The sequence below is a fragment of the Streptomyces sp. NPDC002467 genome, assembly GCF_042889825.1.
Taxonomy (GTDB): domain Bacteria; phylum Actinomycetota; class Actinomycetes; order Streptomycetales; family Streptomycetaceae; genus Streptomyces.
In genome coordinates this window covers 1-17,154 of record NZ_JBIARJ010000029.1, presented here as the reverse complement: position 1 = coordinate 17,154, position 17,154 = coordinate 1, and the positions used below count along the sequence as shown (strand labels likewise).

Annotated in this window: 12 protein-coding genes; 4 read left to right on the top strand and 8 right to left on the bottom strand. The window is 71.7% G+C overall.

The genetic code is table 11. The annotated features are described in order from the left end of the window. Positions 1–38 precede the first annotated feature (38 nt). Positions 39–1,472: an aminopeptidase P family protein gene (locus ACFYYJ_RS37970; RefSeq protein ID WP_389139088.1), complete on the bottom strand. Its 1,434-nt coding sequence runs from the start codon at positions 1,470–1,472 to the stop codon at positions 39–41. 332 nt (positions 1,473–1,804) lie between these two features. Between ACFYYJ_RS37970 and ACFYYJ_RS37965 the strand changes: the two genes are divergently transcribed. From ACFYYJ_RS37965 to ACFYYJ_RS37950, 4 genes are all read left to right on the top strand, one after another. Further along, positions 1,805–3,172: an MFS transporter gene (locus ACFYYJ_RS37965; protein ID WP_389139086.1), complete on the top strand. Its 1,368-nt coding sequence runs from the start codon at positions 1,805–1,807 to the stop codon at positions 3,170–3,172. 65 nt (positions 3,173–3,237) lie between these two features. Beyond that, positions 3,238–4,581, top strand: a complete 1,344-nt coding sequence (locus ACFYYJ_RS37960; protein WP_389139084.1) for a hydantoinase/oxoprolinase family protein — start codon at positions 3,238–3,240, stop codon at positions 4,579–4,581. Then, the gene (locus ACFYYJ_RS37955) at positions 4,578–5,699 is read left to right on the top strand and encodes a DUF917 domain-containing protein (RefSeq protein WP_389139082.1); all 1,122 of its coding nucleotides are present in this window, start codon (positions 4,578–4,580) and stop codon (positions 5,697–5,699) included. Before ACFYYJ_RS37960 ends, ACFYYJ_RS37955 begins: the two co-directional genes overlap by 4 nt. Next, the gene (locus tag ACFYYJ_RS37950) at positions 5,693–7,255 is read left to right on the top strand and encodes a PucR family transcriptional regulator (RefSeq protein ID WP_389139079.1); all 1,563 of its coding nucleotides are present in this window, start codon (positions 5,693–5,695) and stop codon (positions 7,253–7,255) included. The genes ACFYYJ_RS37955 and ACFYYJ_RS37950 overlap by 7 nt, the downstream gene beginning before the upstream one ends. Here the strand turns inward: ACFYYJ_RS37950 and ACFYYJ_RS37945 are convergent. The 7 genes from ACFYYJ_RS37945 to ACFYYJ_RS37915 all read right to left on the bottom strand — a co-directional run bounded on the left by ACFYYJ_RS37945 (position 7,244) and on the right by ACFYYJ_RS37915 (position 17,004). Continuing rightward, positions 7,244–8,923, bottom strand: a complete 1,680-nt coding sequence (locus ACFYYJ_RS37945) for a hydantoinase B/oxoprolinase family protein (RefSeq protein WP_389139077.1) — start codon at positions 8,921–8,923, stop codon at positions 7,244–7,246. The two genes, ACFYYJ_RS37950 and ACFYYJ_RS37945, sit on opposite strands and share 12 nt — an antisense overlap. Then, positions 8,920–10,968, bottom strand: coding sequence for a hydantoinase/oxoprolinase family protein (locus ACFYYJ_RS37940; protein ID WP_389139075.1), 2,049 nt, complete (start codon positions 10,966–10,968; stop codon positions 8,920–8,922). The genes ACFYYJ_RS37945 and ACFYYJ_RS37940 overlap by 4 nt, the downstream gene beginning before the upstream one ends. Before the next feature lie 114 nt (positions 10,969–11,082). Beyond that, complete coding sequence (locus tag ACFYYJ_RS37935) at positions 11,083–11,559, bottom strand: YybH family protein (RefSeq protein ID WP_389139073.1); 477 nt, start codon at positions 11,557–11,559, stop codon at positions 11,083–11,085. A 209-nt stretch (positions 11,560–11,768) separates the two neighbouring features. Beyond that, positions 11,769–12,809 carry a cytochrome d ubiquinol oxidase subunit II gene (locus tag ACFYYJ_RS37930; RefSeq protein WP_389139071.1) on the bottom strand — a complete coding sequence of 347 codons (1,041 nt, stop codon included), beginning with the start codon at positions 12,807–12,809 and terminating at the stop codon, positions 11,769–11,771. Then, on the bottom strand, positions 12,809–14,296 hold the full coding sequence (locus tag ACFYYJ_RS37925; protein WP_389139069.1) for a cytochrome ubiquinol oxidase subunit I: 1,488 nt from the start codon (positions 14,294–14,296) through the stop codon (positions 12,809–12,811). The genes ACFYYJ_RS37930 and ACFYYJ_RS37925 overlap by 1 nt, the downstream gene beginning before the upstream one ends. A gap of 431 nt (positions 14,297–14,727) precedes the next feature. Beyond that, positions 14,728–15,534 carry an SDR family oxidoreductase gene (locus tag ACFYYJ_RS37920; protein WP_389139176.1) on the bottom strand — a complete coding sequence of 269 codons (807 nt, stop codon included), beginning with the start codon at positions 15,532–15,534 and terminating at the stop codon, positions 14,728–14,730. Between the two features lie 516 nt (positions 15,535–16,050). After that, positions 16,051–17,004 (bottom strand): DUF389 domain-containing protein, encoded by a 954-nt coding sequence (locus tag ACFYYJ_RS37915; protein WP_389139067.1) that lies wholly within the window; start codon positions 17,002–17,004, stop codon positions 16,051–16,053. Positions 17,005–17,154: the final 150 nt, after the last annotated feature.

Genomic DNA, 17,154 nt, shown 5'->3' with positions numbered 1-17,154 from the left:
CCTCGTTGCGTCCTCGGTTGCTGGTCAGCCCGGCCGCATCAGCCCTTCAGGGCGGCCATCCACGCCTCGACCTGGTCCGAGCGGCGCGGCAGCGCCTCCGAGAGGTTCCGGTTGCCGTCCTCGGTGACGAGGATGTCGTCCTCGATCCGGACGCCGATGCCGCGGTACTCCTCGGGCACGGTCAGGTCGTCGGCCTGGAAGTACAGACCGGGCTCGACGGTCAGGCACACGCCCGGCTCCAGCGTGCCGTCGACGTACGCCTCGGTGCGTGCGGCGGCGCAGTCGTGGACGTCCATGCCGAACATGTGGCCGGTGCCGTGGAGGGTCCAGCGGCGCTGCAGGCCCAGCTCCAGGACTCGCGCAACCGGGCCCTCGACGAGGCCCCATTCGACGAGCTTCTCGGCGAGCACACGCTGGGCGGCGTCGTGGAAGTCGCGGTAGGCGGCACCGGGCTTCACCGCGGCGATGCCGGCCTCCTGGGCTTCGTACACGGCGTCGTAGATCTTGCGCTGGACGTCCGTGAACCGGCCGTTGATCGGCAGGGTGCGGGTGACGTCGGCGGTGTAGAGGGAGTGGGTCTCCACGCCGGCGTCGAGCAGCAGCAGGTCGCCGGAGCGGACGTCGCCGTCGTTGCGGACCCAGTGCAGGGTGCAGGCGTGCGGGCCGGCGGCGCAGATGGAGCCGTAGCCGACGTCGTTGCCGTCGACGCGGGCGCGCAGGAAGAAGGTGCCCTCGATGTAGCGCTCGGAGGTGGCCTCCGCCTTGTCGAGGACCTTCACGACGTCCTCGAAGCCGCGGACGGTGGAGTCGACGGCCTTCTGCAGCTCGCCGATCTCGAAGTCGTCCTTCACGGCGCGGGCCTCGGAGAGGTAGACGCGCAGTTCCTCGTCGCGCTCCTTGGTCACCTTGTCGGTGAGGGCGGACTCGATGACGGGGTCGTGGCCGCGGACGTTGCGGACCGGGCCTGTGGCCTGCTTCAGCTGCTCGGGCAGCTCGCGCACGTCCTTCGCCGGGATGCCGAGCAGCTGCTCCGCCTCGGTGAGGGAGTGGCGGCGGCCGACCCACAGTTCGCCCATGTCGTCGAGCCAGAACTCGCCGTTTTCGCGGTTCGAGCGGGGCAGCAGGTGGATCGTGGCCCGGTGGCCGTCCTGGACGGGCTCCAGGACGAGCACGCCGTCGTGGGTCTGGTCGCCGGTCAGGTACGCGTACTCGGTGGAGGCGCGGAAGGCGTACTCGGTGTCGTTGGACCGGGTCTTGAGGTTGCCGGCCGGGACCACCAGGCGCTCGCCCGGGAAGCGGGCGGACAGCGCGGCGCGCCGGGCGGCGGTGTGAGCGGCCTGTGGGACCTGCTGCAGGTCATGCGCCTTGGTGTCGGCCCAGCCGCACTTCATGTTCTCGGCCAGCTCGTCGGAGACGCCCGGGTACAGGTCGTTCTTCCGCTGGCGGACCGGTTCCCCGGGTGAGTCGGTCATGGAGATCCTTCCCTTCTTCATGAGCACGCCGCATCCCTGTGAGCGCCGCTTCGGCCGCACACGATGTCCCATGCCATCGGCCGGCTCGCTGTGCCACATGCACAGCGGAGCGCGGCGAGCGGTGCACCGGGCACGATGCGTGGAGGCTTTGCGACTCCGGCGACCTCGTGAGGCAGGGATCGTCGTGATCGGGCCGGTCCTGGGCGTACTGCCCGGTCGCGTGCGGCTCGCCTGTGCGCGGTGCACATGGCCGCTTCCCGGGTGCTTCCTAGAGTGCCGCCACCCCTCAGTCAGGAGGGACCGGGCCGATGATGAGGCATGGAGGGCAGCCGATGAGTGCCGTGCACGAGGCGAGACCAGGGGTAGCAGAGCATCCGGCGGGCGCGGTGCAGCCGCGTCCGGTCGGGCATTGGTTCGAGGACATGCCGCTCCGGCGCGCGCACATCCTCGCGGCGTTCGCTCTCTTCGTGGCGTTCGTCATCGAGTCGTGGGAGCAGCTGGCCCTGGTCTACGTCTCCGGGGACCTCGGCACCGCCTTCGGTATCGGCGAGGGCCGGATCGGCTGGGCCCTGTCGGCGGTGGCGCTGGGGATGATCCCCGGCTGTCTGGTCTGGGGACCCGTCTCCGACCGGATCGGCCGCCGCAGCGTGTGCCTGTGGTCGCTGGCCGCCTACGGCGTCTTCGCCCTGGCCAGTGCGCTCTCGCCGAGCTTCACCGTGCTCATGGTGACGAGGTTCCTGTCGGGCCTCGCCCTCGCGGGCATCTACACCGTCACGTTTCCCTACTTCCTGGAGCTGCTCCCGTCCCGGCTGCGGGGCCGGGCTGCCGTCTATCTGTCCATCGGATGGCCCGTCGGCGTGCTCCTGGCCGTGGGAGCCACGCAGCTCCTCGGCGGGCTGGGGTGGCACGTGGTCACCCTCGCGAGCGGTCTGGCCGGGGTCTGGGTCCTCGCGATCCGCGCCTGGGTGCCCGAATCCCCGTACTGGCTGGCCGAACGCGGCCGTCATGCCGAGGCGGCCGCCGTACTGCGCCGGCTCGGAGTGGACGTGCCCGAGGGGACGGTCTTCGCCTCCGGCGGTGACGACTCGGGCGGGCAGCGGCGTTCGGGGCGGACGACCGACCTCTTCCGCGGTCGGCTGCTGCGTCTGACCCTCCTGATGCTCGTCGTGAACTTCAGCTTCAACTGGGGCTACTGGGGCCTGCAGACCTGGCTGCCCACCCTTCTGCAGGACAAGGGGCTGAGCATGTCCGCCAGCCTCGGCTTCGTCGCTCTGAGCGCGGTGTGCATGATCCCCGGCTATGTCTCGGCATCGCTGCTGACGGGCCGGTTCGGACGCAGGAAGGTCTTCCTGCCGTACGTCGCGCTGGCTGCCGCCTCCGGCGTGGCCTTCGCCTACGCGGACACCCTCACCGAGATGTACGTCGCCAACTTCGCCCTGTCCTTCTTCTGCCTGGGGGCGTGGGGCGTGTGGAACACCTGGAACGGCGAGTTCTACCCGACGTCGATGCGAGCGACGGGATACGCGTGGGCCACGGCAGCGCAGCTGGGCGCCACGTCGCTCGCCCCGTCCGTGGTCGGCTACCTCCTCGGCCGGGCAACGGGCTACTCCTCGACGATCCTGTTCATCACGGCCTTCCTGGCCGTGGCCCTGCTGTGCGCGATGCCGCTGCCGGAGACCGAGGGCAAGGACCTGCAGTAGTGCGTGACGTCCCGGGCCCGCTGCGCGGATCGGTGGGTCCGGGGCGTCGGTGGAAGGATGGTGGCGTGAGACTTGCCATCGACCTGGGGCGGGCCACCTGCGTGGCGGTTCTCGTCGACCGCGACGGGCGGACCGTGGCGGAGGCCGTCGTGGACAGCAGGCCCGGGGCGGCGCAGTCGGTACGGGATGTCCTCGCGGAACTGGGGCCCCTCGCCGCCGCGGCGGAGTCGGTCGTCCTCGTCACCGATCTCGCCCGGCGGTCTCCCCGTCCGCAGCGGGTCGCCCTGTTGCGCATCGCGCCCACCAGCCACCCGGCGCTCGCCCCGCTCGCCGACTGGCCCGAGTCGGCACGGGCCGCCGTCGACGCGCTGACCGCCCGGGTCCCTGGGGGCGCCACGCTGACCGGACGGCCGCCGGCACCCCTGGACAGGGACGCTGTCGCCGCCTTCGCGCGGCGCGCCCGGGAAGCGGAGATCTCGGCTTTTGCCGTCTGCGCGGCCGGGGCACCCGCGGAGCCGGGGCCCGAGCTGGACGCCGCTGCCGCCCTCGCCGACGCCGTGCCGGGCGCGGCCATCAGCCTCTCGCACGAGATCGGCTCCGTGGGCCTGCGGGAACGCGAGAACGCCACGGTGGTCAACGCGGCACTCGGCGGCTGGGCGACGGAGCTGGCCGCCGAGGCCACCCGGGCACTGCGCTCGGCCGGGCTGACGGCGCCCTTGTACTTCGCCCGGGACGACGGGGGTCTGATCTCCGCCGAGTACTTCCGGCGCCATCCGGTGATCGCCACCGCTCCGGCCACGACCTGCGCCGCCCGTGGGGCCGCTGCCCGTGCGGGCGTCGCCGACGCGGTCGTCGTGGACGCCGGCGCACGCTCCGTCCGCTGTCTCACCCTCGGCGACGGCAACCCGGAGCGGTCCGTGCGGCCGGGGCCGGGCCCGCTGGGGGTTCCCGTGCACCTCGGGTCCCCGGTGATCGAGGAGGTGGGGCCGGGTGTCAGCGACACGCCGCCGGCCGACCCGGACGTCATCGCCCGCATCGCCGCGAGGCAGCTGGAGCGTGTCGCGGGTGCCGTACTCCTGCATACCGGCGGGGGAGTGGGCGACATGGGAGCCCGGCCCGCCGCAGCCGACGTACGCGCCCGGCTGACCGACGCCGCCCGGTTCGCCGCCACCTCGGTGTGCCGCATCGCGTCCGAGCGGCTCGTCGCCGCCGCCGGACGTGCGGAGTTCGAACTGAGGCTGGCCACGGCACGTGACCGTGCCCTGTCCCGTGTGGTGGCCGCGGGTGCGGCTCCCGACACGGCCCGCATCGAGAGCGTCAGCCACGCGCCGGTCGCCTACCTGCCGGCCGGAGTGCACCGCGTGACGGTGCACGCGGTGGGGCAGCCGGCAGCGGGAGTGCCCGCATGAACGCATCCCGGGCAGAGGCTCCCCCGCTGCCGATGCTGACCGGCAACGATCTGGGGCGGTTGGCGGTGGGGGCACGGGTGCTCGCCGCAGGCACGGAGGAGTCCGCCTACCGAGTCGCCCTGGACTGGGCGGGCGCCGAGCTCGCCTCACACGGTCCGGTGCCGCTGCTGCCGCCCGAGCGGCTCGGCGGGGTCGGTCTGTGCGTCTGTGTGACGCTGGTCGGCGCCTCGGCCGCCCTCGCCGAGCACCTTCCCACGGGCGGGGAGCCGCTCAAGGCCGTCGCCGCCGTGGAACGCGTCGTCGGGCGCCCCGTGGAGGCGATCGTGGCCCTCAACACCGCCGCCGAGAACGCCCTGATCGCCCTGGCGACGGCCGCCCGGTGCGGGCTCCCCCTCGTCGACGGGGACGGCTGCGGGCGCGTACTGCCACTGCTGGAGCAGACCGTCTTCACCCTCGCGGGGGTCGCCCCGGCCCCGCTCGCCCTCGGCACCTGCGACGGAGACGTGATCACGATCGAGTCGGCGGGGAGTCGAGTGGAGGACCTGGTACGCCCTCTGGTGCTGGCAGCCGGCGGCTGGGCCGTTGCCGCCGCCTACCCCATGGACGGCCCCGCCCTGGCCGGCTGCCTGGTGCCGTCCACCGTCAGCCGCGCCCTCGCGGCGGGCTCGGCGACCGAGCGCGAGCGGTTCGCACCATGGCGGCCGAAGAGGCTGTGCCGAGGCCGGATCACCGCCGTGGAGCAGGCTCCGGACACCGTGCACGACGAGGGATCCAGCCCGGCCCGCGGCTTCCCGGACGCCGCCGCACTGCCCTCCCGGCCGACCAGTGTGGTGATCTCCGAGGCCGAGGGGCTGCGTCGCCGGTTCCGGCTGGAGGCCCACAACGAAGTGCTCCTGGCCCTCGCCGACGGCGCCGTCGTGGCCACGGCTCCCGACCAGATCCTCATCCTGTCCGCCGCGGACGGAAGCGTCGTGGACGTCGAGCGCGCGGTCCCCGGAACAGAGGTCGAGGTGGTCGTCATCGAGGCGGCGCCACCCTGGCACACGCGTGACGGCCGAGCCCTGGCCCGGATGGGCGTACCGGCCCTGATGGAGCGGAACGGAGGCGGGCCATGGTGAAGGAACCGGTTGCCGCGGACCGCTATCTGACCCTCGCCGAGCTCCTCCAGCACGGTCCGCTCGCCGGTGTCACCACGTACGGGCCGGCCGATCGTACGGTCGACGTGCGGGACGTACGCATCGCCGACCACCTCGATGCGCTGGACGAGCTGCAGCCGCACACCGCCGTCGTCCTGACCGGCCTCGCCGCGTCGGCGGCGTGGACCATCGAGATGGCCCTGCGCAAGGCGTGGGAGCACGCTGCGGCCTGCGTGGTCGTCGCCCGGGGTGCGGGCAACGCGGAATCCGCCGCGGACCTGGCCGAGCGGCTCGGCGTGCCGCTGCTCGTGGTGGCGGGCAGTGCCCTGGACGCCGCCGTGCGGATCGCGTCGGCAGTGGCCCAGCCCGAGGCGGGGCGCACGGCGCTGCTGGCGACGGCGGCCCGGCGCATCACCGCGGCCGGACCGCGCCCGGTGCGCATCGTCTCGGCCCTGCACGCAGTGCTGCCATCGACCGATGTCGCGCTCGTCGCTCCGTCCGGCGAGGTGATCGCGGGCCGGTCAGCGGCGCTCGACGCCCCCGCCGGCGCGGTGGGCGTGCGGGTTGAGGTATCCGATCCGGAAGGCGGTCCGCTCGCCGTGCTGGCCGCGGCTTCCCGGTCCCGCGTCGCGGGCTGGGAGTCGACGGTCCGAGAGGTTCTGGGGCTGGCCGTCGCTCCGCTGACGGCCTGGGCGGCGCGGGAGCGCCTGACCTCGGAGCGCCTGGGCCTGCACGCGTCGGGACTCCTTGCGGAGCTCGTGGCCCGGGGCGGGACCGCGCCGACGCCCCAGGACCAGGACCAGGAGCAGGAGCAGGAGTCGGGCCCGGCCGAAGGGCGCGACCCGCTGCTCATGCAGGCCGTGGGGCTGGGCTGGCCCGTACGCGGTCCGTTCGTGGTGTACGTCGTACGGCCCGCAGAACGGGACGGCGGCGGCACGCTGCTGGCCTCCTGGTGGAGCCGGACGGGCCCGGGTGGGCCACTCGTGGCCCACGAAGGGTGCTGGGTGGCCTGGGAGCAGCAGGATGACCTGGATCCGGCGCGGGATCCCCTCGCCCGTGCCGGGGAGAAGCTGCGGGCCGCGCTGGTCCATCCGTCCCTGCTGGTGCCGGTGGCCGGGGCGGTGGCCGGCCCGGCCACGGACCTCGCGGGCCTCGGGCCGGTGCTCGCCGACGCGGTGGCCGCCGTACGCGTCACGCGACCCGGCACGGTCGTGCGGGCCGACCGGACGGGCCCTGAGCAGCTCCTGGCCGCCGTGCCGCGTGACGTACTGCGCGGCCCGGCCGAGTCACTGCTCGCCGCGCTGCTGGAGGCCGACAGGGACGGCAGTCTGCTGCGCACCCTCGCCGTGGTCCTCGACGTCGCCACCCCGTCGGCGGCCGCGGCCAGGCTGGGGGTGCACCGCAATACGGTCACCGCCCGCGTGGAGCGGCTGCGGGCCCTCGGCTGCGACCCCGAGGACCCGAGCCTGCGGCTGGCCCTGCACCTGGCCTGCCGCGTCCTGCTCGACGATCCTTCTGCCGGACCGTCAACGAGCTGACGGGTAGTCGGCCTCCGCCCGTGCCGGGCTGAGCAGCCCCTGACGGATGTCCTCGGCGACCGCTTCGACCGTGCGCTCGGAGGCCGGGCCGAAGCCGCCGCCCCCGCCGCTCTCGCAGCGCAGCACATCGCCTTCCTTGACCGGGAGGGCATTGGTCTTCAGCAGGGAACGCTCGTCGTCCCGGCCGGGGTTGAGCGTCACCCGGGGCGGGGCACCGGCCTCGCCGCCGAAGAGGCCCCAGGCCGGGGTCACCGACCGTTCCCACCACAGCGACAGGTCCTGGTCCGCGGTGAACCGGTACTGGCGTACGACACCGTTGCCGCCACGGGCGCGGCCCGCTCCCGCCGAGTCGACGCGTACGGCGTACTCCTCCACCCGCACCGGGAAGAGTGTCTCCAGGACCTCGACCGGCATGTCGCGCAGGGAGCCGTTGACGTTGTTGATCAGGCACGTTTCGCCGTCGCCGGTCTGCCAGGCGCCCCAGCCGCCGACGGTGGCCTCCTGGGAGACGAACAGCTTGTCGGTGCGCGGGTCGAACCCGGTGAACTGCACGATCATCGAGTCGCCGTACGAGGCCGCCGCCGCCTTCTCCGGCAGCGCGGGCGCGAGGGCCCTGACCACCAGGTCGATGACGAGGCCCAGGTGCGAGTAGTAGTACTGGCACGCCGCGGGCTCCACCGCGGCGAGCATCGAACCGGGCCGGGTCAGGACGTCGAGCGGCTTGAACGAGCCGCCGTTCAGCGGGACCTCGCCGCTGACCAGCAGCTTGTAGCCGACCCGGCAGGCGGCGACGGTCTGCGCGGCACCGCAGTTGACCGGTCCGGTGGCCTGGTCCGCGCAGTCGGTGACGTCCATGGTCATGCGGTCGCCGTCCACGGTGACGCGGACGGTGACGTGCAGGGGCGTGCCGAGGTCGATGCCGTCGTTGTCGAGCTGCCCCGTGGCCTCGTACACGCCGTCCGGGATCGCGGCGATCTGCTCGCGCTCCAGGCGCTCGGTCTGCTCGAAGATCGCGTCACGCGCTGCCAGCAGGGTGTCCATGCCCCACCGCTCCACGATCTCCGCCAGGCGCCGGCCGCCGGTGAGCGCGCAGGCGACCTGGGCGCGCATGTCGCCGAGCGTGGGCTGGGGGAAGCGGACCTGCCGGGCGATCAGATCCTGCGTCAGCACGCAGGGCTCGCCGCGCTCGTAGATCTTCAGCGGACCCATGCGCAGGCCCTCCTGATAGATCGTCGTGGAGTCCATCGACCCGCCCGGGTCCTTGGACCCCATGTCGATCCAGTGCGCCCGGGACGCCGCGAAACCGACCAGCTCACCGCCGACGTGGATGGGCGCGTAGACGGTGACGTCGTTGAGGTGGGTGCCGCCGATGTAGGAGTCGTTGAGCACCCAGACGTCGCCCTCCTGCCACACCTCCCGGCCGTACATGCGTTCCGTCGCTCGGGTGCACTCCTCCAGGTTGCCGAGGAAGATCGGCAGTCCGGACGACTGGCCCAGCACGTGGTGGTCCCGGTCGAGGAGCGCGACCGCGCAGTCCTTGGCCTCGTAGATCGTGGGTGTGTAGGCCGACCTGATCAGGGTCGTGTTCATGTCCTCGGCGGCCTGGAGCAGGGCGCAGCGGATGATCTCGGTGGTGACCGGGTCGATCACGGGGGTAGGGGCGCTCACGCGATGCCTCCGAGCTTGATGACGAGAAAGCCTTGCGGGTCGACGGCGACGGTCGCGTCCGGTGGGACGACCGTGGTGGACGTGGCTTCGACGATGACTGCGGGACCGGCGAACTGGTCGCCCGCCGCGAGGTGTTCCCGGCGGAGCACGGGCGTCTCGTAGGCCCGGCCGCCGAACACGACGGGCTTGGTACGGCCCGCCCAGGGGTCCTGGCCGTCCTGCGGCCCGTACGTGGTGGGCTCGGTCTCGGGCAGGGCGCCGAGCCCCGTCGTCCGCAGCGTGACGAACTCGACGGGGGCATCGGGGGTCGCGTGCCCGTAGCGGCGCTCGTGCAGCGCGGCGAACCTGGCTGCGGCGCGCGCGAGGAAGTCCTCGTGCAGGGGTTCCTCGGCGGTGTCGAGCGGAACGGTCAGGGTGTAGTCCTGGCCCTCGTACCGCATGTCGGCGGCGTGCTCGACCCGGCTGCGCCCGGCGGGCACTCCCTGCTCGGCCAGCGCGGCCAGGGCCTGCGCCTGCAACTCGCCGAGGGCTTCGGCCATCGCGGCACCGTCGAGGACGTCACCCGAAGTGAAGAACTGGCGGGTGAGGTCGCGACGCACCTCGGTGCCGAGCATGCCCCAGGCGGAGAAGGCGCCCGGGAAGCGGGGGACGATCACCTCTTCGACGCCCAGTTCACGAGCGATCTCCACGGCGTGCATGGGGCCGGCGCCGCCGAACGCGAGGAGCGCGAACTCCCCGGGCTCCAGGCCGTGCTCGACCGTCAGCGTGCGAATGGCCTGGGCCATCTTCGCGTTGGCGACCTCGCAGATCCCGCCTGCCAGCTCCACGGGTTCGATGCCCAGCTGTCCGGCCAGCTCACCGACGGCTCGGTGGGCCGCCTCGACGTCGAGCGTCATGTGCCCGCCCGCGAACCACTCCGGATCCACCCGGCCCAGTACGGCGTTGGCGTCCGTCACCGTGGGGCGGGTGCCGCCCCGCCCGTAGCAGGCCGGTCCCGGAACCGCTCCGGCCGACTCGGGCCCCACCCGCAGCCCGCCCGCCTCCATGTACGCGATCGAGCCGCCGCCCGCGCCGATGGTGTGCAGGTTGACCAGTGGCATCAGCACGGGAAAGCCGTCCGCCGAGCCCTCGTTGGAGATGTCGGGCCGCCCGTCGAGCACGAGCGACACGTCGAACGACGTACCCCCCATGTCGACACAGATGGCGTTCGGCCGGCCGAGGAGCGCTGCCGCGGCCACGCCTCCCATGGTTCCTCCGACCGGTCCTGACAGAAGGGTCTGCAGTGGGTTGCGGCGCGCGAAGTCGGCGTTGACGACTCCGCCCGACGACTGCATCACCTGGACGGGCACGCCCAGCCCGCGCTCGGTGAACCGCTCCTCGATCCGCCCGAGGTAGCGCCGCACGACGGGCCCCGTGTACGCGTCCAGGACGGCGGACGAGGTGCGCTCGTACTCACGCCATTCACTGGCCACCTGGTGAGAGAGGACGATCATGACGTCCTCGTCCGTCAGCTCCTCGGCGAGGATCTCGCCGGCCCGCACCTCGTGGGCGGGGTTGACGTAGCTGAACAGGAAGGAGACCGCGACCGAGGTGTAGCCCTCGGCGCGGATCCGTCGTGCTGCCGCACGTACCGCGTCCTCGTCCAGCGGGCACAGCTCCTCACCGCGCCAGTCGAGCCGTCCGCCCGCCTCGGCGGTGGATCGCCGCTCCACCAGGGGCACGGGCTTGCGGTAGTGCAGGTCGAACATGCGGTCCCGATTGCCGCGCGCGATGTGGTAGACGTCGCGCATGCCCTCGGACGTGAGGAGCAGGACCCTGGCGCCCTTGCGTTCCAGGAGCGCGTTCAGCCCCTGAGTGGTGCCGTGCACGAAGAACGAGATCGCGGCGGGATCGTCCACCACGCGCCCGAGCGCGGCGAAGACCCCCTCCGCCAGGTCACCCGGCGTCGTCGGCGCTTTCGCCGCGATGTAGGTGCCGCGCGTCTCGTCGTACGCGACGACATCCGTGAAGGTGCCACCGATGTCCATGGCCACCCGGTACGTCATTTCTGCCTCCCTGCTGTCCGGAGAATGGACGGACGTTAACCAGGGCGGCTCGGGACGCGAGTGTGCGGCGTGCACGGCCGGAGCGGGCAGGTCGGGCACGCCGCACAGGCGGGGTCAGCCGTCCGCCGCGGGGACCCCGCCCGGCTGCCGTACGTCCTCGTGCAGGTGCACGATGAGCCAGCCGCCGTCGGCGTGCCTGCGCAGCACCGCCGTGTTGCGCACCAGTTCGGGACGTGACGGCGCTCCGTCCGGACCCGGGGCGAAGGCGACGCGCAACCAGTAGCGCAGGACCGCCGTATCGCCGAAGACGTCGACGACCGGGTCGTAGGCGTCCAGACCCGTCTCCACCGGACCGCTCCCGGGCGCCGGCCGCTCGTCGCGCAGCCGCTCCAGATCGGCCCTGCCGAGCAGCAACGGATCGGCCGCGGAATCCCAGACCGTCGCCTCCGGATCGAGCCGCGCGTCGACGGCCGCCCGGTCCCCGGCCGTGTAGGCCGCGTACATTCCGCTGATCACCGCCCAGACGGCCTCGGCGTCCGCGGGAGAGGCACCGGGGCGGGCGAGCGGGCCGGACGGGGTGTGTGACGGCATGGGACGGCCTCCGGGGGCTGGGGTGTCAAAGGGGGGAGGGCCGCCACTGTAGCCAAGCGCGGTTGCGGGAGGGACGTCGGCCAGGAGGTGAGGACGACGGGCCTGGCCCTTGTAACGATGCTTGGCCCCGGGCTCGCAGCTCTTGGGGGCCACCACACACAGGGACCGGGCTCCCGGCAGCACACGGCAACGGAGCCGGCCGAGCGTCGCTACACGTTGTCGCCGGGTGTTCTGGCGGCCCGGGTATCGGCGTCGGTGAGCTCCTCCAGCTCACCCATCGTGTCGAGACGGTAGAGCAGTACCAGCGCCGGACCGACCAGGACGATCGCGATGACCGTGACGATGACCAGCCAGCGCAGGGTGTGAGCGGCGCCGGCGGCCTCGGCCACCGTCAGCGAGGTGGGCAGCAGATAGGGCCGCTGCGCGAAGCCCCAGGCGCCGACGACCAGGGCGACGCTCGCGACTGAGGTGTAGCGTGTCCCGCCGTAGGACCGGCGCAGCAGGAGCAGGACCGTGGCCAGACCGCAGAGCGCGGCCAGGATGATCAGGAGCAGGCCCAGGCCCCCGGTGAGGCCGTCCCAGACGTACCGGGCGTCGTCGTGGGTCACGGGCAGGCCGATGAGTGCGAGGACGACAACCGCGGCGAAGGCGATCAGCGCCCGCAGGCGGAAGTAGTCGACGAGGTCATCGGCGCCGAACCGCAGGGCGTCGGAGCAGAGGAAGACCGCCCCGAGGAATGCGGTGGCGGCGATGGCCAGCAGGCCCACGAGGACTGAGGTTCCATTGGCCCAGGCGTCCGCGGAGGCGGGCTCGCCGACCTTGACCCGACCGGAGGCGATACCGCCGAGCACCGCCCCGAGGAAGAACGGTGTGAGCAGCGATGAGATGGCGAACACCGCTCCGTAGATCCTTCGTTGGGCCAGGCGGTGGGACGGCTTGCGCAGGGCGAATCCGGCGCCGCGGAGCACCAGGCCCACGGCGGCGAGGGCGAGCGGCAGCCACATCGCCTCGAAGACGGCCTGGAACATCGTCGGGAAGCCCGTCCACATGATGATGAGGACGAAGATCAACCAGACGTTGTTGACCTCCCAGACCGGAGCCATGGCCTGATCGATCAGCCAGCGTGGCTTCTTCCCGCGCTCCGCACCGCCGGCCAGGAGGTCCCAGAAGCCCGCGCCGTAGTCGGTGCCACCGGCGCACGCGTAGGCGGCGATCGCGAGCACCAGCACCCATGCGATGAGTTCAGCCATTACGACGCACCGCCAGGAGTTCGGTCGGACCCGTCACCCGGCACGGACCCGGCGGCCGTGGCCTCGGGTTCGCTTCTGGGCCCGTACGGGGTGTCGGACTCCGGGGGCGCTTCGGCGCGGCCGGAGGCCGAGCCCTCGTCGGCGATGCGCCAGCGGGTGCGCATCTTCAGAATGACCGCGAGGAACGCTCCGAATACGGCCACGTAGACGGCCATGACGATGCCGAGCATCGCCCACAGCGATTCGGCACGCGTGCTGGTCACAGCCTCCGAGACCCTCATGTAGTTGTAGACGATCCAGGGCTGGCGGCCGACCTCGGTGGTGATCCAGCCGCACTCCACGGCGACCAGGCACGCGGCTCCCGCGATCGCGGCGCAGCGGAAGAACCAGCGGCTGCGAGGGATGTCCCGATGGCGCCACCAGGACCAGGCGTACCAGAGCGCCAACAGGATCAGCACGCTGCCGATGGTGACCATGATGTCGAAGGCCCAATGGGCGATGGTGGCCTGAGTCGCCGTCGGGCGGTCGCTCGCGGCGACCGACGACAGGCCCGTCACCTTGGTGTCCGGGCTGAAGCCGGCGAGGATCGAGTCCAACTGGGGGATCTTGAGGCCGCCGGAAATCGTCCCGTCAGGATGCAGACGCCCGAACATGTACTCCGGTACGTGGGTGTTGGTCTTCCAGACGATCTCCATGGCGGCGAACTTGATCGGCTGCTTGTGGAAGACGGCGCGCGCGGCGGAGTCGCCGAGCATGAACTGGACCGGTGTGACGATCGCGGCAACCGTGAAGGGCACTGTGAATCCGAGCCGGTGGTAGTGGTCGTGGCGCCCGCGCAGCCAGCCGACCGCGTACACGCCGGCGACCACATAGCCGGCGGTCATGAGCATCGCCCCCACGAAGTGCCAGTACTCAGGGCCGAACATGGGCGTGAAGATCGCCTGTTGCACTTCGACTGCAATTGGTTTGCCCTGGCTGTCGAGGCTGAACCCCTGCGGGGTGTTCATCCAGGAGTTGGCCGCGATGATGCCGAACGCCCCCATCAGGGCGGTCAGTGGCAGCGGCACGCCCAGCCAGAAGTGAGTCCAAGGCTTGAGCCGACGCCAGCCGTAGAGATAGATCGCGATCAGGACGGCCTCCAGGAAGAACGCCCAGGCCTCGATGCCGAACCCGAGGCCGAAGACGTCGCCCCAGCGGCCCATCATGCCGGGCCACAGCAGGCCGAACTCGAAGGACAGCACGGTGCCGGTGATGATGCCGATGGCGAACTGGACGGCCATCACCGCCGACCAGCGCCGGGCGAGTGTGAGGGCGACGGGATCGTTGCGGCGCAGCCCCCGATGGTGCATGAGCAGCGTAATGAACGGCAGCGCCACGCCGAACGGGACCAGCAGGATGTGTGAGGCCAGGGTGAAGGCCATCAGCTCGCGAGCCGGTAGGAGTTGGGCCGGGGCGTCGTTCACCAGAAGGGAAGCGGTGCTGAGCATGTGCGCCTCGATGGTCTGCCCTGCGGGGACGGGGCTGATGAAGGACAGGATGCGGAGGGGCGCCCGCGGAGAGTCGGCTGGGGACCCGTTCTCAGGGCGGAGGTGGGAGCGCCTTCCGTCCGGGCGTGCGGTCAGCCGGCGGGTCTCCGTCGGTCATGGTGAAGGCGCGTTCGCAGCGCGAGTTCGTAGTCGAAGGCGACGGACCAGCTGAGAACCGCTCCCTGCCTGTTGTGCGGAGCGGTTGCGCGATCTGTTCCTCGGACAGGATTCCGGAGGCGCACCGGTAGTGGTGGGAAGAGATGCCGGGCGCGGCGGGCGACCGCGGTCACCGCGACCAGTGACCGACGCAGGGCGCGGGCGGCGAACAGCCCGGCGAACTCCCCTCCGAGGATCACCACCCGGCGGGGCGTGGTGTGATCCTGCACCGGAGATCAGCCTCCGGTGGCGAAGCCGGGGAAGAGGGTCATTCCGCCGTCAACGAAGAGGGTGGTGCCGACGACATAGTCGAACAGGTCGGACGCCATGGCGACGACGGCGTTGGCGATGTCGTCCGGGTCGCCCACGCGACCGTACGGGATCAGGCGCAGCAGGTCGGCCTCGGCCTCGGGGGTGGACCAGGCGTCACGGTTGATCGGCGTACGGATGGCGCCGGGCGCAACCGCGTTGACCCTGATCCGCTGGGGCGCCAGCTCCTGGGCGAGGGTCTGCATCAGCATGCCCACACCGCCCTTGGAGGAGGCGTAGTTCACGTGCCCAGACCACGGGATGATCTGGTGGACCGAGCTCATACAGATGATCTTCCCGGCCGACTTGGACACCTCGGGCACCACGCCGCGCCGCACGAACTCCTTGGCAGCTTCCCTCGCGCAGAGGAACTGACCGGTCAGGTTGACGTCGATGACCTTCTGCCACTGGGCGAGCGTCATCTCCGTCAGCCGCGCGTCACGCTGGAGGCCCGCGTTGGCCACCATGATGTCGATGGTGCCGAACTCCTCGACCATCCGCGTGACCATGGCGGCCACCTGCTCCTCGTCGGACACGTCGGCCTCGTGTGCATAGGCGCGGACTCCAAAGCCCTCGATCTGCGCCACGACCTTCTCTGCCTCGTCCGCACCGACGACGTAGTTCACCACGACGTCCGCTCCGGCCCGCCCCAGGGCGACGGCAGTCGCCAGGCCGATGCCCGAGTTGGCGCCGGTCACCAGCGCTTTCTGTCCCTTGAGAAGCTGCGCGGACATCGTCTCGCGGTTCCCGTCGCCACTTGTTGCCACCACGAGCTCTCCTTCGGCGTTGCGGATGGCACGCCTGCCAGGACCGGGCGACGCGCATGAGGAAGGCCGGGAGTCGACCGGCCCGCCTGGACAGATAGAGGAGCCGTCGCATTCCCAGCCCCAGACGAAAGCATTCGTGCAGCGGGCGACACAGACCGGCGCGCCACACAGCCGCATTTCGACCGGGCACGCCACTCGGTCGGGCTACGAGCTGCCTCGAACCCGCCTCGGCCCTGCTCGGGTCTGCCACCGCCGTCATGTCCTGTGCTCGGGCAGCCCGGCTTTCCACGCACGCATGGCGTCCTTGGTCCGCCCGGGCGACGGTCCGAGACGCGGGGCGCGGTCGTGGCCTGCGGTGTCGGCCTCCGTCGGGAGCATGCGGCTGCGGGCCGGGCCGGGCCGGGCAGGGCCGGGCAGGGCAATACGTCGCCAGGGCTATGGCCACTCTGCTTTCGCCCACTCGTGCCACGGGCAGCCGATGCCCTACCCGCCGCGCGCGCGAATGTCGCGTCGGCCGATGCGTCGCCAGACAGCCCGTTGGAATCTGAGGGTCAGCACGCCCACCAGGATCAGCAGCACGATGTTCAGCAGGAGCTGGAACAGGGATCCGCGGGCCTCGCTCCAGCTGGAGAACGCGCAGGAGACGCCGATGTCTGCGGCAGCGGGGATCGTGGTGACGGAGATGAGGACGCCGAGCAGCGCGGCCGTTCTGGACTGGGTGAGCGACGTGATCCCGACGATGCCGGCCAGCACCGCGACGACGACGGAGAAGACGTTGGGAGCGTCGATCAGTGTCGAGACCGGCCTGATGCCCAACTCGAACGCCCTGGGCTGCAGCCCGAGGGCCCGGACTGCCCAGGAGAACAGGAACGTCACCACAACGGCCAGTGAGAATCCAGCGGTCAGAGCGAGGAGGCCCTGCCGGATCCTGACTCCGTTGCCGTGGTCGATACCCAGCGCGACGCTCGTGACGGCGCCGTACTCCGGCCCGACGACCATCGCCGCGACGATCAGGATCTGGGAGTTGGTCAGGATCCCCACCGACCCGATGACGCCCGCGATGGTCAGATAGACGTAGAAGCTCGGCCGGTTGGTGCCCTCGGCCCGCATGCGCGCCTCGACCTCCTCCCAGACCGGTGTGTGCGCGAGCGCCCCCGGTTGCTGCTCCTCCGCCTTGGCCGCGGTGGCCGAGAATGCCATCTCGACCGGCTCGATGACGATGGAGCCGAGGCGGTCGAGTTCCAGCTCGCGCAGACCGCGCAGCACGGCGTTGGCGGCACCCGCCAGGATGTCGCACTCGACGGCGTCGCCGTCGGGATTGTGGGCCAGGCCGGGGAGAACGACCCGGTTGAACACGTAGCGGTTGTCGGCCAGCAGCTCCAGCGCACCGGGGGTGAGGGCAGGCGGGCTCACCAGCCGGACGTGGATCATCTCCATGCACCACCTCCATCGCTCGGCCGTCGGCCGTACCGAGGGGGCCACGGTGCGGACCGTCGAGCCCGGGCCCGCGTGTCCTGGGCCGACCCAGTCAGTAACACCCGCAGGTGGGCGGTCGGCAAACCGAGGTCGGTCGCCATGGCGTGGCGG